This is a genomic window from Nocardia sp. NPDC004860, from assembly GCF_040609015.1.
In the GTDB taxonomy this organism is placed as follows: domain Bacteria; phylum Actinomycetota; class Actinomycetes; order Mycobacteriales; family Mycobacteriaceae; genus Nocardia.
Genome location: NZ_JBEXJI010000021.1, coordinates 109058 through 135443 on the forward strand (window position 1 = coordinate 109058; position 26386 = coordinate 135443).

At 64.0% G+C, this 26386-nt stretch carries 25 protein-coding genes and 1 pseudogene; 23 read left to right on the forward strand and 3 right to left on the reverse strand.

Annotated elements, in window-relative coordinates:
- The first annotated feature begins 502 nt into the window (after window positions 1-502).
- A complete protein-coding gene (locus ABZV44_RS30795) occupies window positions 503-868 on the forward strand; it encodes a hypothetical protein (protein WP_354843835.1) in 366 nt (121 codons plus the stop codon).
- Between the two features lie 502 nt (window positions 869-1370).
- Here ABZV44_RS30795 and ABZV44_RS30800 read toward each other — a convergent pair.
- Window positions 1371-1631 (reverse strand): hypothetical protein, encoded by a 261-nt coding sequence (locus ABZV44_RS30800; protein ID WP_354843838.1) that lies wholly within the window; start codon window positions 1629-1631, stop codon window positions 1371-1373.
- A 493-nt stretch (window positions 1632-2124) separates the two neighbouring features.
- Between ABZV44_RS30800 and ABZV44_RS30805 the strand changes: the two genes are divergently transcribed.
- Window positions 2125-3006: a hypothetical protein gene (locus ABZV44_RS30805; protein ID WP_354843841.1), complete on the forward strand. Its 882-nt coding sequence runs from the start codon at window positions 2125-2127 to the stop codon at window positions 3004-3006.
- 383 nt (window positions 3007-3389) lie between these two features.
- On the opposite strand, the gene ABZV44_RS30810 is transcribed toward ABZV44_RS30805, so the two are convergent.
- Both ABZV44_RS30810 and ABZV44_RS30815 read right to left on the reverse strand, forming a co-directional pair.
- Entirely contained in the window at window positions 3390-4610 is a 1221-nt protein-coding gene (locus ABZV44_RS30810; protein WP_354843843.1) for a pentapeptide repeat-containing protein, read from the reverse strand.
- A 121-nt stretch (window positions 4611-4731) separates the two neighbouring features.
- A complete protein-coding gene (locus ABZV44_RS30815; protein WP_354843846.1) occupies window positions 4732-7416 on the reverse strand; it encodes a tetratricopeptide repeat protein in 2685 nt (894 codons plus the stop codon).
- A gap of 183 nt (window positions 7417-7599) precedes the next feature.
- Between ABZV44_RS30815 and ABZV44_RS30820 the strand changes: the two genes are divergently transcribed.
- The 21 genes and pseudogenes from ABZV44_RS30820 to ABZV44_RS30920 all read left to right on the forward strand — a co-directional run bounded on the left by ABZV44_RS30820 (window position 7600) and on the right by ABZV44_RS30920 (window position 26354).
- Window positions 7600-7803, forward strand: coding sequence for a hypothetical protein (locus tag ABZV44_RS30820; RefSeq protein WP_354843849.1), 204 nt, complete (start codon window positions 7600-7602; stop codon window positions 7801-7803).
- A 713-nt stretch (window positions 7804-8516) separates the two neighbouring features.
- The gene (locus tag ABZV44_RS30825) at window positions 8517-9200 is read left to right on the forward strand and encodes a hypothetical protein (RefSeq protein WP_354843853.1); all 684 of its coding nucleotides are present in this window, start codon (window positions 8517-8519) and stop codon (window positions 9198-9200) included.
- A 192-nt stretch (window positions 9201-9392) separates the two neighbouring features.
- A complete protein-coding gene (locus ABZV44_RS30830; RefSeq protein WP_354843856.1) occupies window positions 9393-10994 on the forward strand; it encodes a DNA cytosine methyltransferase in 1602 nt (533 codons plus the stop codon).
- A 189-nt stretch (window positions 10995-11183) separates the two neighbouring features.
- The gene (locus tag ABZV44_RS30835) at window positions 11184-11645 is read left to right on the forward strand and encodes a hypothetical protein (protein ID WP_354843859.1); all 462 of its coding nucleotides are present in this window, start codon (window positions 11184-11186) and stop codon (window positions 11643-11645) included.
- A gap of 146 nt (window positions 11646-11791) precedes the next feature.
- Entirely contained in the window at window positions 11792-12766 is a 975-nt protein-coding gene (locus ABZV44_RS30840) for a hypothetical protein (RefSeq protein ID WP_354843862.1), read from the forward strand.
- Between the two features lie 857 nt (window positions 12767-13623).
- A complete protein-coding gene (locus ABZV44_RS30845; protein ID WP_354843865.1) occupies window positions 13624-14184 on the forward strand; it encodes an isocitrate lyase/phosphoenolpyruvate mutase family protein in 561 nt (186 codons plus the stop codon).
- A gap of 46 nt (window positions 14185-14230) precedes the next feature.
- Window positions 14231-14674, forward strand: coding sequence for a phosphate-starvation-inducible PsiE family protein (locus ABZV44_RS30850; protein WP_354843868.1), 444 nt, complete (start codon window positions 14231-14233; stop codon window positions 14672-14674).
- A 29-nt stretch (window positions 14675-14703) separates the two neighbouring features.
- A complete protein-coding gene (locus tag ABZV44_RS30855; RefSeq protein ID WP_354843871.1) occupies window positions 14704-14850 on the forward strand; it encodes a hypothetical protein in 147 nt (48 codons plus the stop codon).
- A 338-nt stretch (window positions 14851-15188) separates the two neighbouring features.
- Entirely contained in the window at window positions 15189-15521 is a 333-nt protein-coding gene (locus tag ABZV44_RS30860; protein ID WP_354843874.1) for an IS3 family transposase, read from the forward strand.
- A 62-nt stretch (window positions 15522-15583) separates the two neighbouring features.
- Window positions 15584-15751, forward strand: coding sequence for a hypothetical protein (locus ABZV44_RS30865; RefSeq protein ID WP_354844015.1), 168 nt, complete (start codon window positions 15584-15586; stop codon window positions 15749-15751).
- Window positions 15752-16049: 298 nt separating this feature from the next.
- Entirely contained in the window at window positions 16050-17948 is a 1899-nt protein-coding gene (gene dnaK / locus ABZV44_RS30870; RefSeq protein WP_354843876.1) for a molecular chaperone DnaK, read from the forward strand.
- A 10-nt stretch (window positions 17949-17958) separates the two neighbouring features.
- Complete coding sequence (locus tag ABZV44_RS30875; protein ID WP_354843879.1) at window positions 17959-18456, forward strand: nucleotide exchange factor GrpE; 498 nt, start codon at window positions 17959-17961, stop codon at window positions 18454-18456.
- 6 nt (window positions 18457-18462) lie between these two features.
- The gene (locus tag ABZV44_RS30880; protein WP_354843882.1) at window positions 18463-19383 is read left to right on the forward strand and encodes a J domain-containing protein; all 921 of its coding nucleotides are present in this window, start codon (window positions 18463-18465) and stop codon (window positions 19381-19383) included.
- Window positions 19380-19700 carry a chaperone modulator CbpM gene (locus ABZV44_RS30885; protein ID WP_354843885.1) on the forward strand — a complete coding sequence of 107 codons (321 nt, stop codon included), beginning with the start codon at window positions 19380-19382 and terminating at the stop codon, window positions 19698-19700. The genes ABZV44_RS30880 and ABZV44_RS30885 overlap by 4 nt, the downstream gene beginning before the upstream one ends.
- Entirely contained in the window at window positions 19682-22312 is a 2631-nt protein-coding gene (clpB, locus tag ABZV44_RS30890) for an ATP-dependent chaperone ClpB (protein WP_354843888.1), read from the forward strand. Before ABZV44_RS30885 ends, clpB begins: the two co-directional genes overlap by 19 nt.
- 15 nt (window positions 22313-22327) lie before the next feature.
- A complete protein-coding gene (locus ABZV44_RS30895) occupies window positions 22328-22780 on the forward strand; it encodes a thioredoxin domain-containing protein (protein WP_354843891.1) in 453 nt (150 codons plus the stop codon).
- The gene (locus ABZV44_RS30900; protein ID WP_354843893.1) at window positions 22777-23043 is read left to right on the forward strand and encodes a UBP-type zinc finger domain-containing protein; all 267 of its coding nucleotides are present in this window, start codon (window positions 22777-22779) and stop codon (window positions 23041-23043) included. Before ABZV44_RS30895 ends, ABZV44_RS30900 begins: the two co-directional genes overlap by 4 nt.
- Entirely contained in the window at window positions 23043-24692 is a 1650-nt protein-coding gene (locus ABZV44_RS30905; RefSeq protein ID WP_354843895.1) for an FAD-dependent oxidoreductase, read from the forward strand. The genes ABZV44_RS30900 and ABZV44_RS30905 overlap by 1 nt, the downstream gene beginning before the upstream one ends.
- A gap of 14 nt (window positions 24693-24706) precedes the next feature.
- Entirely contained in the window at window positions 24707-25147 is a 441-nt protein-coding gene (locus ABZV44_RS30910; RefSeq protein WP_354843897.1) for a DUF1931 family protein, read from the forward strand.
- Between the two features lie 328 nt (window positions 25148-25475).
- Window positions 25476-25830, forward strand: a pseudogene (locus ABZV44_RS30915) (endonuclease/exonuclease/phosphatase family protein); the annotation flags it as partial.
- A 17-nt stretch (window positions 25831-25847) separates the two neighbouring features.
- A complete protein-coding gene (locus ABZV44_RS30920; RefSeq protein ID WP_354843900.1) occupies window positions 25848-26354 on the forward strand; it encodes a barstar family protein in 507 nt (168 codons plus the stop codon).
- The last annotated feature ends 32 nt before the right edge of the window (window positions 26355-26386 follow it).

Here is a 26386-nt window from a genome sequence, read left to right on the forward strand (position 1 = left end):
GGCCAAACACCATCGCACCGAGCGCTCAGCGTCCGGATCCAGTCGACAGCATGCCGACGACACAGATGATTCCTCTTTCGACACAACGGATTTCGATGCGACTGCGACCTAGGGAAGAGCCCGCATGATATGGGGTGCTTCCGCAGGGACCCTGGCCGAGGAGATGTTTCAGACCAGGTCAACTGACCCAGCTGTGCCGCCAGGCTCAGTACAACAATTGATCAGCAACGGATGCTGAAGACTGCCACGCTACGTGGCCATGCCAACCCAATGAGGCATGTGTACCAGGGGTTTTCGAGCGGCGGGGGTCATCGTACTGAACAGTAGTTCTAACAATCTTGACTTGTCAATCGTCCAACTGCCCCCGAAACCACCGGCAGCACAGCCGAGGCAACCCACCCCACCCAGGCCCTGCGAGCGGCACTGAAAACCGCACCCTTTTGCACTTTATTACCCTGTCGCACAAACGATTTCGAACATATGTCGAAACTATTGCCGTCCCATGACTCCCGCCGCTGGCACGCAGGTCCCGGCCGACACGTCGAGCACCCACGCCGCACCCCTCCGGCACATGGAAACGACATCGCTCGCGAAGGCTTCCAATCACCTCGCCGGCAAGGGATCGCGCCCCGCACCGAAACCTCGGATAACCCTCTGGCCGGTAAGCCCGCCCGACACCGAGGCCATCCAGGGCGAGGGACCACGCGGTGCGGTCGACAACGCCTACGGTGATCCTGAGCGGGCCGCGCGACAACTCGGCAACACCAAAGCGGTGGCCAAGGCTCACTACATCGACATCCCCGAAACAGCACCCGACAACCGCGAGGTTCTCGAGCGATGGGCGCGGGGAGAGCGGCCGAAAACGTGAGATTTCTGTGAGAAACGGCCGGATTCGATCGAGTTCGGTGACATAAAAAATCCCCTCCGACCCAGGTCGGAGGGGATTTCTTGGTCGGGCTGACAGGATTTGAACCTGCGACCACTTGACCCCCAGGGATGCTGCCATGGCATCTGTGCACGTCGCACACGATGCGCGTGCAATCTGAGACCACCCGCGAAGAGGCGAAGTTCGTTGCGACGCAAGCCGTGTGGTCCCCAGTTGGTCCCCACACGGCTGGCCCGATCGTATGACGTCAGTTCGGGACGTGCCAGCAGTCAGCGTTCGACGCCTTCCTGATCATCCACGGGTGCAGGTAGTCGACCTTCCCATACGGGAACGGCAGCTTAAGGATCACCTCCGCCACATAGTTGTCACCCTGCGCACCCGGTGGAACATGGCACGCCGCTCGACGATCGGCGGGTGCTGTCGTAGCGCCTGTCAGCGGCACGGAGAGTTCGCTAGGTGGTTTGGGACAGAAGGGTCGCAGTGTTCACTTCTCGGTAGGTTGGGGTGAAGGCGAGTCGATGCCGAGAATGCCGGCCCAGGTGAGGAGCTGGGGGACGCCGAAATAGTAGCTCCGGTCGTTCATGATGTCGGAGATGGAAGTCCTCGGTGCGTCGAAGATTACGGCGACATCTTTGCCCTTCAGGCCGAGGTCTTGGATGCGTGCCTTGACGAGCTGTCCGAGGTGTTCGCGGGCGTTGCGTTCGACCTCACTCATGTTCGGGCTCAGCTTCGGCACGTCGATCACGTTAGTGCATTGGACTAACGCATGCTGTCCTGAGTATTTGTGGGGCGGCCCCGCGCCCCTGGCCTTATTCCCAATGGGCTGTCTCCCTCCTGGACAGGAGTCAGCCTCTGGGGACGCAGGGCTTGCATCCCGGAGACGTTGGGGGAGACGACCTTGTCTCCCGATACTACTAATGCGGCGAATATTGTTGTGCTGCAACAGTTCTAATCGCATCGCCTGCCTCGCCTGATGCCCCGAACGTCGACGCCTCCGACTGCAGTGACGGTACAGTGTCACGCCCGAAGTCGGCTGATCGCAATGGCAGCCCGCTCGCCTGTCGATGCGAGCCCCCGCGCCGGATCCGTGCGCACAACAAGCTCATTGCCACCGGGCCGATCCTGTGCGGGGTGTGCCAGCACTCGTTCGCCCCGTAGTCCAGTCACAGGGCAATACATTGGCAAACTGGAAGATAATTCAGTTGATCGAGGCGGTGGATGCGTGACTATTATTTCCTATGCCCGATACCCGCAGTAAACCGACTGATCCCGTCCGGCTGGAAATCGTGGAGCTTCTAGACATGATTCCAGGGCTGATCGACTTACCTGATTTTGAGATCGTGGAGGGTAGTCGAATGGCTCTGGATAGGTCAGCTACGACATTGATAGATCTTCCTTGGATGGTCAACCACTTCCTGATGGCTGCCTCTGAGCATTTGCGGACCTTGCATTTGATAATGCGTCCGGTCCACCGAACCCTGTTAATGCCTCGGGTGGCGTCCTACCCGATAATGCGTGCCGCTATGGAGGCGAGCTCACAAGCCCTATGGGTGGTCGGCGCCGAGGAGCAGCGAACGCGATTCTTGCGAATATTGCAGCTGGAGAAGTCCGAGATGGACTACAACTGGCGTTACGTCGCGGCGTTAACCGAAGAAGTGCCGACCGACGGGCCCGGCGGTAGGTCGCGCAATGAGAGAATCCGACGTGAAGCTGCGCCGAAGAAGAAGCGGAGATGGAAGCGTATGCAAGATCTCGCGGATGCATTCGGAATTGAACAGACTGAGTTCGAGAATGGGTGCCCGGGGTATGGGGAAATAATCCGTGAGTCCGTCAACGAGCAGGGTCTGGACGGTCGATTTTGCTATGCCATATGGATGTATGTGAGTGGTATATGCCATTCTTCCGCATCGCGGGTGTTTGCGGGCTCTAGAAACATCCGTTCTGAAGATGCCGAATCTGAACTCACCTCCGTGTATACCGAGGTTGATCCAAAATTGGTTAGGGATGCTCTGCAGATCGCACTGCGCTTGCAGATCTCGGCTCTGGCGTTGACCAAGGAGTTCAGCAACGATCAGGCAGAATCTCAAGGTGATCGAGAAGCCCCCGAACAAGCTGGGTAACACCTTGGGACCGGTCGGTGCGGACGTGGCCGTGTGCAGCTGTCACCCTTGCCAGGGATCCGACGGACATCAGCGCCCACAGGAAAGTGCCAGTGCCCACGGCGTCGGAGCCAGGCATGGGCTCAAATCTTCACCTGAATTCGCGTCCTTCGTTGCCGCCGTCGGCTGACATGCGAGTTCTGGGTTGGCACTGTTGAGCATCGGATAGGTTGTGCTCGCATCGCTGCGTACCGACTGCGTACCTACTCGATGATCTTGGCGGGGTGCCGACGGTGGAGGTGAGGGCCTGCCCTTGAACCACTTGACCCCCAGCTATCCCACGATCGCGTTTATGCGCGTCGCGCCCGGAACTATAAGGACGAGGAACTGTGGGCGATTGCTCGTTACTCACAATGCATTGCACCGGGGGCTAAAGGATCTTGTTGGATGTCTATGTCACTTGGGGGCGCGAACCCTTCGGGCCAGACGGTTTCTGTGTGCCTATCAGCAATGAATTTCGCCGTCGAAAGACCCTTGGCGTCGTTGGGATTTCCTAGTACGGGAACAGGTGATCCATCGGTAAATGTTGCATTGCTCAAATCGCTGTTCCCGAAGCAAGCGTTGGATAGGTCGCTTAATGCGAAGTCGGTTCCGGTCAGGCTTGAAAGCTCGAAAGTCGCGTCGGTTAGTGTAGTGCCGACTACGAATGCGCGATCGAGCTTAGCGGTCCCAAAATGGAAGTCATGCAGGTCGTCTCCGAACAAGTCGGTGCCTGTCAGGTTGCTCCTGATGAACGCCCAACGCGCTCCATAGCCGTCGTATGGCGAATAGAACGTTGCATTGTGCATGCTCACATTCGTCAGATTGGAGTCTGTAAACGTGACAGCGGAAAGGTTGGCATCATCGAGCGTTGCACCCGGAAGGCATGTGGAATTCAAACTGATTATCTCCGCCGTCGGATACGTCCTTCGGCCAATAACTGTGAGTGCGGCCTGTAGATCGTCGGAGAGCGGAGTGTCGGTCCTGCAATCGCTCGGACGATCTACATGCGCTTTGAATCGAACGAACTCAGATAGAACCTCGAATATCGGAACGCGAAGGTCCGGCGAGTCTTTCGCGAGCTGTTCCAGTGAATAGATTCCACCAATCCGGGAACTTTGCCCCGGCAAGTCGAGGGCAGCTACAGCCTTCGTGAAGCGGTCGGTAACTTGTGACTGTCGAGCGATTTCGTTTTGCTTGCTCGTCGCCTGAAAACTATTGCTAGTGAAGTAGAAGCCAACTAAGACACCGGCGGCGGTGACGACGGCGCCGAGTTTTAGCCAGCCATCCCACGTTACAGCTGAGCCGACTCCGCTTCCTATGCGGCTAAGGCGACTTCGCCGCGGTTCGCCGTCAGGTTCTGAATCGGCCCCGGGCTGTGGTTCCGATGGGGTTTCCGGCCCTTGCGTCGGTTCCGGTTCCGGCTCTGACGGTACCGGGCGCCTCAATCCGGTGACCCGGCTGAGCCGTCGCCTTGGCGTAGGACTACTCACCGGCCAATCATCACACCACTTCGGTTGCGCCGCAGAGGATTCAAGATCTGTAGCGACGACCCCGGCACTCCCGACGATGACGGTGGCGGACAAGTACTGCACCTCATCCGCTGATCCCAACGAGCGCGCCGCCAGCGCACCCACGGCACCCGCCGACCCCGCGAAGAACGAGATGGATCATGAATGCCACCGGAATTCCCTTTGCGCTTCCTAATCAATCCGTGTCGTTGGTGTCAGATTCGGCTTCGGTGTCGGTGCCGCGGTTGTGAAGCAGGTGGTCGAGCGCGGCCATCGCTGCGACGATGCCCATGTCGGCTGCACGGCGGTACCAGGTTTCGGCTTGGCCAAGGTCGCCGTGAATCTCATGGAGCTTTCCGAGGACGACCATGGCATTGATGTCGCCGCCATCGACGGCGCGATGAAGAATGGCTTCTGCTTCGGTGCTATTACCGCCGCGCTTTACGAGCACCATCCCAAGGTAAAAAAGGGCGCTCACGTCCCCGGCGTCGGCGGCACGGCGGTACCAGGTTTCGGCTTCAGCAGGATCGTCGTGATTCTCATGGAGCCTTGCGAGGGCGATCATGGCCCTGGTGTTGCCGTTGTCGGTGGCGCGGCGGTACCAGGTTTCGGCTTCGGTGAAGTCGCCACGTTCCTCGAAGAGATTTCCGAGGCTGAACATTTCGTCGGCATCGCAGTTAGCGGCGCTGCGTTCGAGCCAGGTTGCAGCTTCGCTGCCATTACCGCGGGCTACGAGGAGTTGGGCAAGCAGAACCATCGCGCTGGTCTTGCCGGCGTCGGCGGCGCGGCGGTACCAGGTTTCGGCTTCAGTGAGATCGCCACGTTTTTCGCTAAGGCTTCCGACCGTGACCATGAGCGCGGCATCGCCGCTGTCGGCGGCGCGGCGGTACCAGGTTTCGGCCTCGGCTAAGTCGCCGCGTGTGCTGAGTAGGAATCCGAAGGTGCCGATGGCATCGGTGTCGCCAGCTTCAACCGCCCGGCGGTACCAGGTTTCGGATTCGACTAGGTCGCCGCGTCTAGAGAAAAGGGTGCCGAGTTTGATCATGGCGCTGGTGTTGCCGGTGTCGGCGGCGCGGCGGTACCAGGTTTCGGCTTCGGTGAGGTCGCCCTGCTTGTCGAAATGAACGCCAATGTTGATTATGGCCCGGGTGTCGCCGGTGTCGGCGGCGCGACGTAACCAGGTTTCGGCTTCGGCGTGCTCACCCCGTTTGTCGAGTAGGAGTCCGAGAGGACCCATGGCATCGGTGTTGCCGTTGTCGGTGGCGCGGCGGTACCAGGTTTCGGCTTCGGCGAATTCGCCACGCTCGTGGAGGAGAAAGCCAAGAACGAGTACGCCTTCAGTGGCACCGGTACTCGCCGCGCGGCGAGCAATACGCAGCACATGCTCGTGGTGGCCACGGGTGTGCGCGGTGAAACTCACCATGACAAGGATGTCGGGGCCGGCATCACTGGTGGCCGCGTCCCAGAATGCTTCCGGAATAGGGCGTTTTCGACTTCCGTGCTGCCCGTCGTCGGCAGCAACGAGGTAGTCGAATGCTCGGTATCCGCAGTCAGTTTCGTTGGACCAGAGGGTGTGTAGCGCTGCGATGCGCGCCGTCGCCTCCACAGGCTCTCGCGCTGTCAGGATGGCTTTCTCAATATTTGCGGTGTCCAAGCCCATACTGGGACGCAACATTCGGGCACGGAGGGCTGCGAGTTTGACGAGGGTCGGCTCAGGAATAGGATCGGGTCGGCCGATCCGACGCCAGTCGACCGCAACTTCGATTGCGGCCCTTAGCGGTGGATCCGCGCGGTCATAGCGGGCGAGCAGCGCTGGCGCGCCGGCGAGGACTTCTCCCAAGCCGTAGCCAAGTGCGCGATATTGTTCCAAACCCAGGTCCGGGTAGTCGGTTTCCGCTGCGGAGTGTTCTGTGCTGTTGTCGCTGGTTGACTCAAGTCGGATCTGAGTTGCTTGGTCCAGTAGGGCGCGGATTTCTCTGGTTGGTTCACCAGAATCAGTTTCCAGGCGCTCGAAGGCTTCCCGCCGCATCGTGGCCACCACGACTGTGCGGCCGGGATGTGCGGTTTGCATATGGGTTAGCCAGGTAGGGGTGAGCTTCTGCTCGGATTGAAGGTATTCGTCGAGGTCGTCGAGCCAAACCACTATCGTGTCGCTGCTTTGCGTGTACGCCAGATGCGTCGGGATCGTCTGCAGTGCAGTACGGGCAGGTACCAGCACCTTCGCATCGGATAGTTCGCGTCGGACGGCTTCGAACAAGGTGCGGGTCTTTCCGACCATTGACCAACCGGTTACCAGCACCATTGCCGACCCGCTCAAGGCATTGGCGATCCGGGTGTCGATGCCGTCGGCGGTGCGCGGTACGTAGGGGTCTAAATCGCCGCTGTGCCAGGCATACCCGAAGCGGGTCGGGGTGGACCCCAACCGGTAAGCATCCAGTTCCGACATGAGCGGAAGGTCGGTGTCGGTGTCAAGCACCGCCGCGATGCCACCCCAGCCTGGAGCAACTCCACTGTCGTGATCACCCATGTCGCCGTTATTGCTAAGGCCACCAGTCGTCTCGAGTGGATCACGAGGTGTTGTGTTTTCGGATGCGGCTGCGCGTCGACGGTGTAGCCAGCTCTCCTGGGTGCGTCGGTCCATCGAGGCGCGGGCCGCGAGCTTGTTCGATCGCCGAAGCAGATACGTCACAAGCGTGATCAGCTGTTCGGCGCTACGAGGTACGACCCGACGCTCGGTCGGTTCAGTCGGGAACCAGCCGCGGATAGTTGTCTCCCGAATCCCGCTGCCCCGGGCGATGATCTGGACCTCCGGCGATCCCGCCTCACGCCGCAGTTGGTCAAGATCAGCGAAAAAGCGATTACGGGCATCGTGGTCCTTCACCGCGACACCTCGATCTGAGCACGAGCCGCACGAGTCGACGCGAGTCGACGATTATTTAGCTGTCGGAATCCCGCCCCTGACATGCGCATTCCCGAACTCTAGTCAACTTGGTGCCTCGCCGGAGAGCAACCATGTGGGTTGTTGTGGAGGTCTATCAACCCGCCGACCTCCGGAGGCCCTCTCGTGACTCACCCCAGCCCGTTGTTTGTCCTGTTCCTGCTGTACATCATCGCAATGCTGGCCAGCTTGCTCGCCGGTTTCGTTGGCGGTGCGCTGACCCGCCACAACGGCAGCACCTGGGCCACCACCATCTACACCGGCGGGGCGACCTTCGCTGGGGCACTCACCCTCAGCATCCTCTCCCTCAACACCCTCTGGCCGCACTAGCTCTGCCGCTGGGCAAGTCGACGATCGCTGCCACGGACGTGATCTTCTCTATATTGCCAGGGATATGGATTCGGTTTCTTGGCCTGCTCAGCCACTCTGCTGGGCGGGTCTTTTCCTATGAAGGGCAATCGATTTCGATTCGGAACGAATGCGGAACGAATGCACACTGGATGCGCAATGAATGCACACAGGCGTTGCGATGAAAGTGCGATACGAAATCGCTGTGACCTGCGGGTTTGGTGGTGGTCCGCCTCCCGCCTGATCCCCACTATCTCCCGCTTCGCTGAAGATAGTGGGGATCAGGCGGGAGACAAACCACCACCAAACAGTTGGGAGGAGAAGGGAAGAACGAGAAGAGGGGAGACCACAAAGAAGAGAGACCACAAGGGGGACCACAAAGACGGGGACCACAAGGGGCTGAGTTGGCATGGCACGGTGCGTTGGGAGCGAGGTGCGTCGAGTGACGAGACCACAAGTGGGGCGCGAGCACGGATATCACGTCGGCAGAGGCTCGGCGCCGAAGATCGACCACAACAAGGAGATTCAGCCCGCACTGGAATTTGATGGCTGTGCAACAACATATTTGATGCATAGCGTTCAATCTCGTGATGGCTGCGCATCAATCGGAACATGATTTCCGCAGGTCAAATATGGTGTGGGGCGGTCAATTTCGGTAGAATTGGTGCATAGTAATCAATTCTCGGAGGTGTGGCATGAATACCATTTCGAGTCCTCTTGTCGTAGCGATCGAATCGGTGTGGGCGGATCTGCGTGCCCGTCATCCCGATATCCCCGATGTGGTGGTGACGATGGCGTCGGGATCGATGGGCCGGCGCGGAGTGCTGAAGCTGGGGCATTTCGGTCCCGACCGGTGGAAGGTCGGCCAGCAGGTGATGCCTGAATTGTTCGTCGGTGGTGAGGGTTTGGCGATGGGTGCGCGTGATGTGCTCGGGACGCTGCTGCACGAGGCCGTGCACGGTGCCGCGCGTATCCGTGGGATCGACGACACCAGCCGCGCCGGTGCTTACCACAATGGAAAGTTCCGCGACATCGCCCGTGAATTCGGGCTCACCGTCGAACGTGACCGCGATCGGGGCTGGACGGTCACGATCGTGCCCGATGCCACCGCCGACACTTACCAGCGGCAGATCCGCACACTCGACGCCGCCATCATCGCCTACCGCCGCGACGAGCACGAGCCCGCCGAAGGCGAGGGCGGAGAGGATGGCGAGGACGGTGACACGTCCGGTAAGGCCCCGCGTAACGGGCGCGCCCTGGTCTGTACCTGTACGCCGGCGCGGCGGGTGCGGGCCGCGCAGAAGACCATCGACGCCGGTCCGATCCTGTGCGGCGTGTGCCGTGAGCCCTTCGCCGCCGCCACGTCCGGCGAGGATTGATGGCTGAGCATCAATGCGTTGATGCCTATGCATCAACAGCGGGTGCACTGCCAGTGAGGTAGCGAGGATTCCGGATCATGCTGGCCGCCAGTCATATTCGATAGATACGAGTAAACTAGTAAATGGAATTGGTTCGGGGCTTGGACACTCCGGCCACTTCCTCTCTCCCACGAAAATCGAAGGAAGACAGCGATGTTGGATCTGATGGATTGGTTCTGTGGTGCGGGTGGGTCGAGCCAGGGTGCGCACGCGGTGCCCGGGGTGCGGGTCTCGCGTGCGGCGAATCACTGGGCGCGTGCGATCGAGACGCACGCGGCGAACTTCCCCGAGACCGATCACCACCTGGGTGATATCCGTGAGGCGCCGGTGGAGAAGTGGCCTGCGGCGGATTTGTTCTGGGCCAGCCCGGAATGTCCGCAGTGGTCGTCGGCGCGAGGCAAGGCCCGCGACTACGACCACACGATGCAGGGCGACCTGTTCGATACCCCGCGTGACGAGGAGGCCGACCGTAGCCGTGCCCTGATGGAGGAGGTGCCGATGTATCTGCGCGGGGTGATCGAGCGTGGCGGCAAGGTCCGTGCCGGGGTGGTCGAGAACGTGGTCGAGGTCCGGGCGTGGGATCAGTGGAACCGGTGGCTGGGGGAGATCCGTGCCCTGGGCCATCAGACGCGGGTGATCGCGCTGAATTCGATGCACGCCCAGTCGATCCGAACCCCGGTCGCGCCGCAGAGCCGCGACCGCCTGTATGTGGCGTATTGGGACGCGTCGCTGGGGCGGAGCCCGGATTGGTCGAAGTGGCTGCGCCCGTCGGCGTTCTGCGTCGACTGCGGGGAGTGGGTGTCGGCGATGCAGGTGTTCAAGACCGAGGGCGCCGATATGGGCCGCTACCGCCAGCAGTACGTCTACCGCTGCCCGCGCGTGCGCTGCCGCAACCATGTCCTCGAGCCGCCCGCCCTTCCGGCCGCCGCAGCGATCGACTGGACCCTGTCCGGGCAGCGCATCGGAGATCGTGTGAAACCGCTGGCGGACAAGACAATGGCGCGGATCATGACCGGGTTACGCCGCTACGCCGCCCAGCTGCCGATGACGGTTCCCGCCGGAGGCACATGGCGAGACGAGGCAACACCAGTCACGAGCCCGCTCCCGGCGCGCACGACCCGCGAGAACGACGGGCTGATGATCCCGCCCCGCTTCCTTCAGCGCCTACGAGCAACTGACGCGGCGACGATGCCGCCGGCGTTGGTGGTGCCGATGGAGGGCCGCGACGGCAAAGAGCCTCAGCCGGTGAGCGTTCCGCTGCGCACCCAGACCACCCGCGCCGAGACCGGGCTGGCGTTCTTGCCGTTCGTGACCGAGCTGCGCGGCGGCAGCAGCGACGCCCGCCCCGTCACCGATGCCCTCTCGACGGTGACCGCCAGCGGCAACCACCACGGCCTGGTGTCCCCGCCTACCGATGTGCCGCACCAGGTGTGGCAGGCACTGATGATCCCGTACTACGGCACCGGTGCCGCGTACCCGGTCGACCGGCCGATGGGCGCGCTGTCGACGCGGGACCGCTACGCGGTGGTCGAGGCGCTCACCGACTGCGACATCGCCGATGTCCGGTTCCGGATGTTCCAGCCGGGCGAGATCGGTGCGGCGATGGCGTTCGTCAACGACTACACCGTGTTGGGCACCAAACGTGAGCAGGTCCGCCAGTACGGCAACGCTGTCACACCGCCGGTCGCGGAAATCCTGGTCTCGGCGCTGGTGGAAGCGGTGACCGGTGAGGACATCGATCGCTGGAGCGTCTGAACGCGGGGAGGGCGGCTGGTAACCCGTGGTCGTGCGGCCACGGCTGGACATACCAGCCGCCCGGGTGCCCCACGAAAGGAAGGCATCGCCACTGTAGCGCCGGCGCGACAACCCCAGGAGCCCGCCATGATCGGACACCCGCGGGCCGCCGGGGCGCGGCCGCGGGCAGCGGCCGCCGACAATGAAGCCATGGCACAGTTGGTGACCCTTGCCGAATGGGCACAACAGCACGGGCTGACGTTGACCACCGTTCGTAACCAATGGGTCTACCTCCAGGGCTTCCCTGAGCCCGTGGGGCATCAAGACCGTGCCGCGGGCACCGGTAGCGGCGGACGCAACCGCGAATACGACCTGGCGCGCCTCGACGACTGGCTGACGCGCTGGCACGCCGAGGGCCGGCCCGCCCGGCTCGCGATGCCCGAGAACCCCGAGGAATACCGGACATTGGGCGCGATAGCCCGTCTGGTCGGCGTCGCTGGCGCGACCGTCACCCAATACCGCGCCCTTATCGACCAAGCCGCGGAGTACGAGGACCGCGGCGCGCGCCGGCGCTACCGCACCCGAGACGTCGTCGACTTCCTCAACGAGCGCCCCGGACACGGTCGCGCCAGCGATCCGAGTAGCGACCGACGACGCGGCACGACGCTCTGACCTTCCGTGCCAGGTTCGCGGGCGCGGTTGCCGCCCAATCGGTTCCGAGTAGGCTCGCCCCCAGCGTGATCACCGTGCGAGTTCGGTTCCGCTCCCGAGGATCGATCCGGCGGTATCCGGTCGGATCGAGGTGCGAGCAGATGACCATGACACGCACAATCGCGGCACTCGCCGCACTACCAATGCTGGCCACCGCCGGCCACGGCGTCGCCGCAGCCACAGGCCAGCCCGGACTCGCAGCCCCCGGAGACGGACAACCAGGACTCAGCACCGCCCCAGCGCCGCCGCCGAGCGTGGCCGACTACCTTCCCGACCCGCCCCCACCACCGGCCCGCCCTCGACCCAGCCAACAGACCAGCCCCCACACCGAGTCGGTGATCCAGCAGCCCGCCGTCACTGATCCGGACGCCGAGCAGACCGAGCCGGAACTGCCTCAGCCGCAGGCTGTTCCACACAATGTCCGCTTCGGCGACACCGTGGTGGCGTTGCCGGACTGGGTCGATGCGAAGACCCGGGACAAGGTGCAGGCGTACCTGGACTACGCGGAATGGCAGATCGCCGCCGGATACGACGCGCTCGGCTTCTCGCGCGAAGAATCGGATCGACGTGCGGCGTCGACCATCACCGGCGGAACCGTCGCAGCGATCGTGGGCGCTGAAGTCGTGTCCGTGCCCGCCGCGGGTATCGGCTGCGGAGTCGGGGCTGTCGTCGGTGGCCTCGCGGGCGGCGCGATCGGCACCGCTGCAGCCGGAGTCGGAATGCCCATCGGTGCCGGGATCGGCGCTGGACTGGGGTGCATGGTCGGCATCGCGGTCGCCGCCGTGCCCGCCATCGCGGTCGGTGCCGCAGGCGGTGCTCTGCTCGGCGGTACCATCGCCGGCGCGCTCGGCGGCGGTGTCGACGTGACGAAACCCGACGTGCCACCGCTGATCGAAGTCACCGCCCCAGTGCTGGATTCGCCCGAATCGACACCTGTGAGTCCCGTTGTTGAGCCGCTTGCTGACGCAGTCGCCGCGATCGGCGCCCAGGCTGAGACCGCGGTGGACTCCCTGCGGTCAGCCATTGCCGCCATGCCTCTGCTGGTATTCGATCCGGCGACCTTGGTCGGGCAGGCCAGCTGAAAGCAGGGACATCGGTTTGGCCAGCATCGAAAAGTGATGCCTAAGTATCGAATCCGCGCAAGCTCCCAGCCGGACTACCCAGCAGCGTCACACCTGCGCGTCGGGTGACAGCCGGCCGCCCAGACTCCTCCCCGCCAGGAGTACGACCATCAACAGGCATTCGGCGAAGTAGTCGCACGCGGCAACTCCGACGCTACCGCCATACCGTCACCGCATCCGGCAACCGGGCCGCAGACGATCGCGGGACGATTGCCTCGGGTGAGCATCCTCGGACACCGAGACGGGGGCACGTTCCTCGTCGGCTACCTCGGTCGAGGCCAAGTCCTTGCCGGAGAACGCGGCGGGTACGCCTGGCCGGGCCGTAAGGGAACTTGACCACCACATCGTCGGTGAGGTGGTCGAAGAATCGGCCGTTCTTCGTCCTCAGCCTCACGCACTGAGCCGGCGAGGCCGCGCAGCCGCGTCAGCACGACGTCCGTGGCGACACCTGCTCGACAGGTGCTGCCCCCGACTAACGTCGCCCAGCATCGGCAGCCCGAGCACCTCGTCGACCTCGCTCGGTCTAGGCACACGACCAACCGCCGCCCACACCGCGCACAGCAGCTCGGCCGCGTCGAACACCGCGCTCGACGGCCGCGTCGAGCGCCGCGGCATGTCGACTGCGTTCTCAGCGGCGAAGGAGCAGTCTGTAGGTATCGGTTCCCTCCAGCGCAAGGTTGGCGACACCAGGTCCGTGCTGTTGCATCGCCACACTCGGGGGCGAGCCGAAGCCGAGCTGTTCCATCGGATTCAGCCATCGTGACAGGCGGCCGGTCTCACCGGCCGAGCGTCCCTGCGCAGACGGGAGGCAGAAGATCATGCGGTACGGCACTGCGTTACGCGAGGAGATCGGCTGTTCGGAGGTGACCCCGTTGGTCGGGATTTTCGACATGTATTCGGCATCGATCGCCGCGCAGTATTTCGAAGGAATGTTCGTGTCCGGTTTCGGGTTCGCTGCTTCCTACTACGGGCTCCCCGATATCGGGTTCATCGCCTGGCCCGACATGGTCGGGTTCGTGCAGCGGTTGCGTCTGGCGTTTCCGGACCGGCGTCTGCTAGTCGACATCGACGACGGATACGCCGACGTGGAGATCGCATGCCACGTGGTCGAGCAGTTGCAGATGCTGGGCGCCTCGGGGGTGATCCTGGAAGACCAGCAGCGTCCACGCCGGTGCGGCCACGTGGCGGGTAAACAGATCTCTTGCGTGCGCGGCATGACTGCCGTGGACGCTTCTTCTTGTGGCCGCCTTGCGCAGGTTCCCGACCGCTCCCACTCATCAGTGCGTCCTGTTCACCGCATGAATCGCTGGGGAACATGGCCCTGGCGGTGCTATCAGCCCACGGAGCGGCCTTGCTCACAGGTGCCAGGCGATGACTGACCGGGACGACAGCGTCCCACGCGGCGGACTCGGCGCTGTCGTCGGAATGTTGGTCCGCCGCTTTGAGGAGGTGATCTACGGGATCGCCTTCCTGCTGCTCGCGGCGGCGGCCGTCTTCGTGGTGATCGGCACATTCGGGGCAGTCATCCAAGTCGTGACCCGCCAGGTGAGCACGCTCGAGGGTGGTGTGCTCGTACTGGAACGCACTCTGCTCACCCTCATCATCGCAGAACTCGCCTACACCCTGCGTACCGACTTCTTGCACCACGAGATCGCTGCCGAGCCATTCGTGTACATCGGGTTGATCGCCACTGTCCGGCGGATGCTGATCGTGACCGCGGAGTTTGAGAAGCCACAATCGGACCGCGAGTTGAACCGTCTCCTGCTAGAGCTCGGTGTGCTGGCGCTGCTCCTGCTCGCCATCGCGGCCGCGATCTTCTTGATCCGCTACGGCGTCTGGAAATTCGTCTCGCATCCCGCCGCAAGCTGACTGTCGAGCGCGGTGAGAGTCGGTGGCGAGTGACATTCCCGGAGGACACGCTGGCGAGCTGGGCTGGCCCGCCGACCCCGCTGGCCTCCTTCCAACAGGTCATCGACCGCTACGGCGAGGCCCCCGCCCTGCGCGAGCGGGTCGAGCCAGTTCTGGCGGGACCTTCGGGTCGCTGAGGGTGCATGCGACACCGGCCCGCCGCGGCATCTCCGTCGGCGGCAAACGGAGCCACGCTGGTCTGCAGGGCGCGTTCCTGCGGCGGCAGGTGGCGTATACCCTCGACGCGACAGGATCTGCGGGCCACGCCGGCGCCGGATCTGGTCGAGCGCGACTTCGACGGCCCGAACAAGCTGTGGGTGGCCGATGCCACGCGCATCCCGACCGGGGAAGGCGTGTTCTGGCTGGCCGCGGTCCGTGATGCGTTCTCCGACCGGATCGTAGGGTGGAAGACGGCGGATCGCTGTGACACCGACGTGGTGCCGGCGCGCTCGAATAAAGCGTCTGGTCACGGGACGTGCGTGAGGATGAGCTGGTTCATCACTCCGACAGGGGTTCGACCTACATGGCGTTCCGCTTCGCTAATCGGTTGGCCGACAACGGGATTGCTCAATCCATGGGATCGGTCGCCGACTGCGACGATGCGTTGATGGAGAACTTCTTCTCCACCCTGAAGGCCGAACTGGTCTATCGCAACTCGTGGCGCACCCGCGAAGCCGCCGAAAACGCACGGTTCGGCTATATCGACTGCTGGTACAACACCCAACGTATCCAAAAGAAACTCGGCTGGCGATCACCCGATGAATACGAAGCCAGCTACCATCAACCGGTACCAGCCGGAAGCGGGTAATTCGCTTTCCGGCTCAGCGGGCGAAGCTCACCCGGCCGCTCGGCGCCTCCCTGGGCGACCTGCTGACGCAGGATCGTGACAACGGCGGACTCGGTTTCGGACCGGCCGTCACCACCGGGTTGTTCCTGGTCATCGTCGCGCTGGTTACCTATCCTGACGATCTCCAAGATCGATGTCGAGCGTCGGCAGCCGGATCCCCAACCGGCCCCCGGACTCTCGATTCGATCTGACCCAATACTGCTCGTATCGGACAAATCGAAAAATCGGGCAGTGATCATGGTGCCCGCGGTGCCGAGGAGCAGCGCCACCGAGGGTTGCAGGTTGACCCGATCCCACTGCTCGACGGCGTGGTCGATCGCTGCGACAACATCTTCGCGATCCATAGTTGATTGCCTCTGTTCCGGCAGGACCAATCGGTTTCGCGTTTTTCGCCTTGTCGGACCGTGTCGTGCCTTCGGTGTGGCCGGAAGGATTGATGGTGTCGAATATCCGGCGGCCGGCCGGTCGCGCCGATCCGAAGGAATTGATATGGCCACTGCTGTAGGAATCGATCTGGGGACGACGAATTCTGTCATCGCGAGCTGGCAGGGCGGCGAGCCGGTGGTGATCGCCAATGCCGAGGGCGCGCGCACCACACCATCAGTGGTTGCGTTCACTGAAAGTGGTGAGCGGCTTGTCGGTCAGCTTGCCCGCAGACAGTCGATTTTGAATCCGAAGGGCACGATCTATTCGGCGAAGCGATTCATCGGCCGCCACTTCGACGAAATATCGGAGGAAGCCAAGGCGGTGAGCTTCGACGTCGTCGAGGGCGAGGGCGGCGTTGCCCGATTCGATGTGCGAGGCAAGAAGTATGCGCCCGAGGAGATCAGCGCGCTGGTGCTGCGCAAGCTGGCCGACGACGCGAGCAAATATCTCGGGGAGCGGGTCAAAGAAGCGGTGATCACCGTGCCCGCCTACTTCAACGACGCACAGCGCAATGCCACCAAGGACGCGGGCCGGATCGCGGGACTCGACGTCCTGCGCATCATCAACGAGCCGACTGCCGCCGCTTTGGCGTACGGATTGGACAAGCAGACCCACGAGACGGTGCTCGTATTCGATCTCGGCGGGGGCACCTTCGATGTCAGCCTGCTCGACGTCGGTGACGGAGTGGTCGAGGTCCGCTCCACCGCGGGTGATTCCCATCTGGGCGGCGACGACTTCGACCGACGCATCGTCGACTATCTCGCCGACGAATTCCAGCGCCAGGAGCACATCGACCTGCGTGCCGATCCGCAAGCGCTGCAACGACTTTTCGAGGCAGCGGAGAAGGCCAAGGTCGAGCTGTCCTCGGTGACACAGACACAGGTGAATCTGCCGTTCGTCACCGCCGATGCGAACGGACCCAAGCACCTCACCACCACGATCATGCGCTCGAAGTTCGAGGACTTGACCGCGGATCTGGTGCAGCGCTGCCTCGGCCCGGTGGAGCAGGCCATGAAGGACGCCAAAATCACCGCCAACGACATCGACGAGGTGATCCTGGTCGGCGGATCCACCCGCATCCCGGCGGTACAGGCGCTGGTGCGGCGGCTGACCGGCGGCAAGGATCCGAATATGAGCGTCAACCCCGACGAGGTCGTCGCGCTCGGCGCGGCGGTCCAGGCGGGCGTGCTCAAGGGCGAGGTCTCCGATGTGCTGCTGCTGGACGTCACGCCGCTGTCGCTCGGCGTGGAGACTCAGGGCGGGGTGATGACGAAGATCATCGAGCGCAATACCACCATCCCGGCCCGGCGCAGCGAAGTCTTCTCCACTGCGGAGGACAACCAGCGCGCTGTCGATGTGGTGGTGCTGCAGGGCGAACGCGAGCGCGCCTCCGACAACCGCGTACTCGGCCGGTTCCGGCTGGAGGACATCCGGCCGGCGCCACGCGGCCAGGCGCAGGTCGAGGTCACCTTCGACATCGACGCCAACGGCATCCTCAATGTCACCGCGCGCGACAAGGACACCGGCAAAGAGCAGAGCATCACTATCAGCGAGCAGTCCAATCTCGACCAGAGCGAGGTGGACCGGATGCTCGCCGAGGCCGAGCAGCACCGCCGCGAAGACGAGGAACTACGCAAGGCCGTCGATGCCCGCAACGCGTTGGATTCGGCCGCGTACCAGGTGGAGCGGCGCCTGGCCGAACTCGGTGACAGCGCGCCGCCGCACGAGCGAGCACGCGCCGAGATGCTGATCGCCGACGCTAGACAGGCCGTCAAAGAAGAAGCGCCACTGGATCGGGTGCAGTCGCTCACCTCGGAACTGCAGCAATTGCAGTACGGGTTGCAGCCCGCGCAATCCGGTGGCGACCGACAATCGAGCTACGCGGGCACCGCCGGTACGGGCGGGGGCGCGGGCTCACCCGCTGACGACGACGTGATAGACGCCGAGTTCGACCGGAGTTGAGGGATTTCCGATGGATACCTCCGCGGACCAGTCGCCTGCCGATGTACCTGATCCGGGTGCAGCGCCGGAACCACCCGACGCCCAGATCGCTGAGTTGGAAGATCGCTGGCGCCGCACGGCCGCCGATCTGGACAACCTACGAAAGCGCTATGCCAGAGATCTCGATCGAGAGCGCGCGGCCGAACGATCGAAGGTGGCGGCCGCCTGGCTACCGATGCTGGACAACTTGGAACTGGCGCTGGCGCACGCGAACGGCGAGGCGGACCCACTCGTCGCGGGCGTCCGCGCGATCCGGGACCAAGCGGTGCAGGTACTCGAACAGCTCGGCTACCCAAGGCATTCGGAGGTGGGGGTGCCGTTCTCCCCGGAAATGCACGAGGTGGTCAGCGTGGTCGACCGGCCCGATTTCCCGCCGGGGACCGTGGTCGAGGTGGTTCGCCCCGGATACGGCGAGAACGGACGGCAGCTGCGTCCGGCGGCCGTGATCGTCAGCAGACGCGAGGGGTGAGCGTCGATGGCGCGCGACTACTACGACGTCCTCGGGGTTTCCCGCGACGCCGACAGGGACCAGATTCAGCAGGCATATCGCAAGTTGGCGCGGCGATATCACCCGGATGTGAATTCCGATCCAGCGGCAGAGGATCGGTTCAAGGAGGTCAGCGAAGCGTACGAGGTTCTCTCCGATCCGGCGACGAGGAGTCGCTACGACCGCTTCGGCGAGGACTTCCGGCGGGTGCCACAGGACTACGACGAACGGGTCGGCGCGGCCGCCGGTGGTTTCGGTGGCGGCAGGAGTGGTTTCGGTGGCGGGACCCGCGTGCACGTCGGTCGCGGTTTCGACGGCAACGTCGACTTCGGCGACATATTCGGCGATATCTTCGGTGGCCGAGGCGGCGGATACGGACCGATTCCGGGTGCCGATCAGGAGGCGGTCCTGGAGCTGACCGTCGAGGAGGCCTACCGCGGCGGCAAGCGCAAGATCGGGCTAGACGGGCGCAGCTACGACGTCGATATCCCGGCCGGGGTGATCGACGGCCAGCGGATCCGGCTGGCCGGGCAGGGCGGCAGAGGCAGTGGTGACGCGCCTGCCGGGGATCTCTACCTGGTCGTGCACATCAAGCCACATCCGCGCTTCCGGTTGGTCGGCCGCGACATCTACGTCGACCTGCCCGTCTCCCCGTGGGAGGCGGTACTCGGCGCCACCGTCGCAGTCCCCACTCCGAGCGGCGAGGCAAAAGTCAAAGTGGCGCCGAGCTCCTCGACCGGGCGCAAGCTGCGATTGCGAGGCGCGGGCATGCCCAACGCTCGCGGGACCGACGGCAACCTGTACGCCGAGGTCAAGGTCATGGTGCCATCGAAACCGACCGCGCGGGAACGGGAGTTGTTCGAGCAGTTGGCCGCCGAATCGACCTTCGATCCGAGGAGAGAGCAATGAGTGCGCCCACACCGCAATACCTGCTCGTGCGGCGACCGGGGTTGCGGCTCGACGAGTTTTCGCGGCGGTCCGGTCTGCATCCGGACATGGTGCGCAGATTGGTCGCGCTCGGACTGCTCGACGGTGCCCGCGAAGGTAACGAACTTCGCTTCGAGCCGTCCGCGATGGCGGTCGTCGCCCGAATTCAGCGCTTGCGGTCCGGGCTCGGATTGAACTATGCGGCAATCGGGTTGGTGCTCGATCTGCTGAAGCGAATCGAAGAACTCGAAGCCGATCCTCGTCGAAGGAGGACGTCGCGATGGACACCAGCAAGCTGACGGAGAAATCTCGGGAAGCCTTGAGCGAAGCGCAGAACGCGGCCACGCGATCGGGGCACAGCGAGGTGGACGGCGAGCATCTGCTGCTCGCCTTGATCGACCAGCGCGACGGGCTGGTGCCCCGGCTGCTCGACCAAGCGGGGGCGGATCTCGACGCGTTGCGCGCTGACCTGGATCGCGAGTTGGCCCGACGGCCCAAGGTCAGTGGTCCGGGCGCGGCACCGGGGCAGGTGATGGTCACCCAGCGATTGGCAGCGCTGCTCGAATCGGCCGAACGAGAAGCCAAGCGGCTCAAGGACTCCTACGTTTCGGTGGAGCACCTGGTAATGGCGCTGGCCGAAGAGGGATCGGGCACTGCGGCGGGCCGGATCCTCGCGCGTCAGGGCATCACCAGAGAGTCGTTCCTGCAGGCGCTCACCACGGTCCGCGGCAATCAGCGAGTGACCTCGGCGACCCCGGAGGGCGCTTACGAGGCACTGGAGAAATACGGCCGCGACCTCGTCGCCGAAGCAAGCGCGGGCAAGCTGGACCCGGTCATCGGACGAGACGCCGAGATCCGCAGGGTGACGCAGATTTTGAGCAGAAAGACCAAGAACAATCCGGTATTGATCGGCGATCCTGGCGTCGGCAAGACCGCGATCGTGGAGGGCCTGGCACAGCGCATCGTCCGTGGCGATGTGCCGGAAGGCCTGCGCGACAAAACGATCTTCTCCCTGGATATGGGTTCGCTGGTCGCGGGGGCGAAATATCGAGGCGAGTTCGAGGAGCGTCTGCAAGCCGTGCTGTCGGAGGTGAAGGCGGCCGAGGGCCGCATACTGCTCTTCGTCGACGAGCTCCATACCGTGGTCGGTGCGGGATCGGTCGGCGGTGAAGGATCCCTCGACGCGGGCAATATGCTCAAGCCGATGCTCGCCCGCGGCGAGCTGCACATGATCGGGGCCACCACCCTGGACGAGTACCGCAAGCACATCGAATCCGATGCGGCACTGGAACGTCGATTCCAGACTGTGCTGGTGGATGAGCCCAGCGTGGAGGACGCGGTGTCCATCCTGCGCGGCCTGCGCGAACGGCTCGAGGTCTTCCACGGCGTGAAGATCCAGGACGGCGCGCTGGTGGCGGCCGCGACACTGTCGCATCGCTACATCACCGACCGCTTCCTGCCGGACAAAGCCATCGACCTGGTCGATGAGGCATGTGCTCGGATGCGCACCGAAATCGACTCGATGCCAGCTGAACTCGACGAACTCACCAGAAAGGTGACCCGGCTCGAGATCGAAGAGGCGGCACTGTCCAAGGAGAACGACGCGGCCAGCAAGGCTCGCCTCGAGGAGCTTCGAAAGGAACTTGCCGATCTGCGGGCCGAGGCCGACTCGAGGCACGCCCAATGGGAGGCCGAACGGCAGGCGATCCGGCGGGTGCAGGAATTGCGCGGACAACTCGAGCGACTGCGCCACGAAGCCGAAGAGGCCGAACGCAATTACGACCTCAACCGCGCGGCCGAGTTGCGCTACGGCGAGATCACCAACCTGGAACGCAATCTGCAAGCGGCCGAGGAACAATTGCGGGCCAAGCAGGGCAAGCAGCCGCTGCTACGCGAGGTTGTCACCGAGGACGAGATCGCCGAAATCGTCGCCGCATGGACCGGAATCCCGGTGGCCCGGCTACAGGAGGGCGAGCGGGAGAAGTTGCTACGGCTCGATGAAATCCTGCACGAGCGGGTGGTCGGGCAGGAGGAGGCAGTGCAACTCGTCGCGGACGCGGTGATCCGGGCCCGGTCGGGAATCCGCGACCCACGCAGGCCGATCGGATCGTTCATCTTCCTCGGACCCACCGGTGTCGGCAAGACCGAACTCGCGAAGACCTTGGCCGCGGCGCTTTTCGACAGCGAAGACAATATGGTGCGCCTGGACATGAGCGAGTACCAGGAGCGGCATACGGTTAGCAGATTGATCGGTGCGCCTCCCGGCTACGTCGGTTATGACGAGGGCGGGCAGCTCACCGAGGCGGTGCGCCGCAAGCCGTACTCGGTGGTGTTGTTCGACGAGATCGAGAAGGCGCACGCCGACGTATTCAATACCCTGTTGCAGGTGCTCGACGACGGTCGGATCACCGATTCGCAAGGCCGACAGGTCGATTTCCGCAACACCGTGGTCATCATGACCTCGAATATCGGCTCCCAGCACCTACTCGACGGTGTCACCGCCCACGGCGAAATCAAGCCGGACGCACGGGATCGGGTGCTCGCCGAGCTACGGGGGCACTTCCGCCCCGAGTTCCTCAACCGCGTCGATGACATCGTGCTGTTCACGCCGCTGACGCTGCCGCAGATCGAGCACATCGTCGAGCTTCAGCTCGAAGAACTCCGACGTCGGCTGGCGGAACGGCAGATCAGGCTCGACATCACCCCGCAGGCACGCAGGCTCATCGCCCAGCACGGATTCGATCCGGTCTACGGTGCGCGGCCGTTGCGCCGCTATATCGCGCACGAAGTCGAGACGAAGATCGGCCGGGCGCTTATGCGCGGCGATATCGGTCAGGGCGGCGCCGTCACTGTCACCGTGGACGGTGCCGATCTCGCGGTCGCGTACACAACGCCCGCGATCGCGGCATGACAACGAGGTACGACCATGGAAACCGCGAAGATCAAATGCCCCAACTGCGGGAAGTTCAATCGGGTTGCGGCCGCGGCGGAGGGCACACCGCGCTGCGGTAACTGCCACAAATCACTGCCGTGGGTCGTCACGGCCGGCGACGACGACTTCACCGAGGTGACCGGAAAGTCTTCGGTGCCAGTCCTTGTCGACCTGTGGGCGACCTGGTGCCAGCCCTGTCTGATGGTCAGCCCGGCACTCGAACAGCTCGCGACCGAACGGGCAGGTCGGTTGAAGCTGGTCAAGGTCGACATCGATGCCGCACCGCGAACCGCCGAGCGGTTGGTCGTGCGGGCGGTGCCGACCTTGCTAGTGCTCGACCGTGGCGAGGCGCTGGCCCGGCAGGCGGGCGCTGCTCCGATACCGGAACTGCGGAGATGGCTGGACCAGGCCCTCTCCGATCGAGCAGATAAGGGCGTGACCGCATGACCTCCATCAATACCGATCCCCACGTCGCTGCGATCCGGCCAGTGGCGCCGCGGACACCACAGGGCTGCGAGGAGTGTCTTCGGCTCGGCACACCATGGCTGCATCTGCGGCTGTGCCTGACCTGCGGGAACGTCGGGTGCTGCGACTCGTCCCCGATGCGGCACGCGCGAGCCCACGCCGCCGGGACCGGCCACCCCATCGTCGAATCGATGGAACCCGGCGAGAATTGGCGCTGGTGCTACGTCCACCAGAACTTCGTCTGATGAACGTCGAAACCCCCGACGATGTCGGTGCGTATCCGCGATTGTCGGACGCGCAGGTGGCGACGCTCGCCGTCGGCGGCACCCAGCGAGCCGTGCGCGCCGGTGAGACGTTGGTTCGCACCGGCGCGCCGAGCGACGAGTTCTTCGTGATCCTGTCCGGCACCGTCGCGATCATCGACGACGATGCGGGGCAACGCCGGGTGCTACGCATCCACGGGCCCGGCCGATTCCTCGGAGAGCTGGGCCTGCTGAAAGGTCAGGTCGCGTTCTACACCGCGGAGATGACCGAAGACGGCGAGGTGCTGGTCGTCCCGGTCCAGCGGATACGCGCGCTGGTCGAACACGACCCGGTGCTCAGCGATCTCATTCTGCGCGCGTATCTGATCCGGCGCTGCCGGCTGCTCGGTATCGTCTCCGGGTTCCGAATCATCGGTTCCTGCTACTCGCCCGACACCCAGCGACTACGCGAGTTCGCGGTACGAAACCGACTGCCGCACACCTGGATCGACCTCGAGCGCGACAGGAGGGCCGAACAACTCCTGCGTGATCTCGGTGTCGCACCCGAGGACACCCCGGTCGTCATCTGGCGTGGCGAGCGGGTGCTGCGCAATCCGACGAATGCCGAATTGGGGCACCTCATCGGCCTACCCGTGCCGACCACGCTGCGTGAGGTGTGTGACCTGATCGTGGTGGGTGCCGGCCCAGCCGGCCTGGCCGCCTCGGTGTACGGCGCATCGGACGGGCTCGACACCTCGGTGCTGGAGGCGATCGCGGCGGGTGGGCAAGCGGGCACGTCCTCGCGGATCGAGAACTATCTGGGCTTTCCCGCGGGTATCTCCGGCACCGAGCTGGCCGAGCGCGCGGTCATCCAGGCCGGAAAGTTCGGTGCTCGATTGCTGGTGTCCGCGGAGGTAGTCGGGCTGGAAGCCGAAGATGGACACCATCTGCTGCGACTGGCCGAGGGCGGCGCGCTACTCGGCCGCACCGTCGTCCTGGCCACCGGCGCCCGTTATCGCAGACTCGCCGTGACCGGAATCGAGCATTTCGAGGGCACCGGCGTGTACTACGCCGCGACCCATCAAGAGGCTGCGATGTGCGGCGTGGACCCTGTAGCTATCGTCGGCGGCGGTAACTCCGCCGGGCAGGCAACGGTGTTTCTCGCCGGTCGTGTCGAACACGTGCACGTACTCATCCGAGGTGGCGATCTCGGCAAGAGCATGTCCCGGTATCTGGTCGAGCAGATCGAGCAGCACCCGCGCGTGACGGTGCACCGCAACACCGAGGTGCGCGAGGTCACCGGCGTCAACGACCTCGAAGCAATCGTGGTCGAGAACATCCGCACCGGGAAACGGGACCAGCTCGCGGTGCACGCCCTGTTCGTTTTCATCGGCGCCACCCCGTACACCGGGTGGTTGGCGGACACCGTCGCGCTCGACGCGCACGGCTTTGTCCGTACCGGCCCGGACGCGGTGTACCCGTCCGAGCAGCAGCGCGATTCCGGCCGCCGACCGCTACCACTCGAAACAAGCAGGCCCGGCGTCTTCGCTGTGGGCGATGTCCGTAGCGGCTCGGTCAAACGAGTCGCGTCCGCCGTTGGTGAAGGCGCGATGGCGGTGCGCCATATCCACGAATACTTCGATAGGAGCTGACCGAAATGCCGGTGATGGGAGTTGTCAAGTTTCAGCGTTTTTTCCGTGCCGCGGCCGGGCTGCAGGTGGACCGCAATGATCTCAAGCGCTACACCGAATTCATCGACGACAAGATCTATGACCTGTTCCTGGTTGCCAAGGCGTCGGCGAAGGCGAACTCGCGAGATGTGATCGAATCGTGGGATCTTCCTATCACCGCGGGACTGCAGCAGAGCATCCATCGGTTCGAGAAGCTGGACGAGGAGATCGAGCTGCAACCGCTGCTCAACCAACTCGCCGCGCGCCCCCCACTCGACCTCGCCCTCTCGGCGGACACCGAGCGCCGACTACCGCTGATCGCCGGTGGCCTCAGCGTGGCGCTCGCACAGACGTTCGTGGCGATCGCACCGAAGGTCAAGAATCCGGGAACCGCCGAATGGTCCGTGGTGTTCGAGATATTTCATCTGCTGCTTTGATGCAGCAACGATGCATATTCGGCACAGGCTGCAAATGTCGGATTTGTCGGTGTACTGTCAATGGCCAATGTCCACAGAATTAGTCCCCACCTGGATGTCCGTCATTGAGGTGAATCGGTGCGTGTGGCGCCGAGTGAATTGGCCGAAATTTTCGGGGTGGGCGTGGCCGATGCTGCCGCAGTGCCGGGTTCGACCTCGATACCTGCCGTAGGTCAGACCCGCCATGGATCAGCAATTGCGATGGTCCCCGAGCGTTTGTCTGGATCCATCCCGATGATGACGGTCATCGCCCGTTCCTCCCGACGCAGCCGCATTGTACGGTCGTGAAGTGGCGAAAATCGTCAGTACGTGCAACGTGAACGGGGTGCGTGCCGCGGCGGGCAAGGGATTGCTCGAATGGCTGGCCGTGACCGAGGCCGATATCGTCTGCCTGCAGGAGACGCGGGCGACCGATGAGCAAAACGCGTAGCGCGCTAGCGCCCGCGCTGGACGCCGGATGGTTCCTCAGCCATGCCGAACCGGGCCTGAAGGGACGGGCGGGCGTGGCGATCCTGTCCGGGCACCAGCCCGACGCGGTGCGCGTCGGAGTCGGCCTGTTCCAGGATGGAAGCTGGTCTCCCGTCGAGGAATTCGCCACGCTCGGCCTCTATGTCGAGGCCGACTTCGAGGATCTCACCATCGCTCCAACTGGATGCGCTGAATGAACGAGCCGATGCCGCTGTCGCAATTCCTCTCCGCTCCCGCCGAAGATGTCGCCGAGCGCCGGGCCCCCGCTCCGGTGCTCGGGGTGCTGCCGCTCGGCGCGGCCGAATTCTCCGGCGTCCGTTACCGGATTCCGGACGACTACCTCGCCCGGGAACTGCGCGGCCGCAAGATGCGCACGGTCACCGAGGTTTTCGACGAGTTCGCCGCCGCCTTCCAATTCCCCTACTACTTCGGGGAGAACAAGGACGCCTTCGACGAATGCCTCCGTGACCTCGACGAATTCGTCGGTGCCGCACAGGGATACGTGGTGGTGATCCGCAATGCCGCGCTCCTGCTCGACCGCCAGCCCGACGAGCGCGACTGGTTCGCCGAGGCCATGGCCGACTGCGCGACCATCTGGGCGGCCCGCGGCATCCCCTTCCGGGTGGTCCTGCAGGACGCCACACCACCCGGATTGCCGGCGATACCCCTGGCGCTCGACCCCGAAACCGAAAATTCTTGATTCACAGGACCTTCGACTCCAGTTAACCTGCG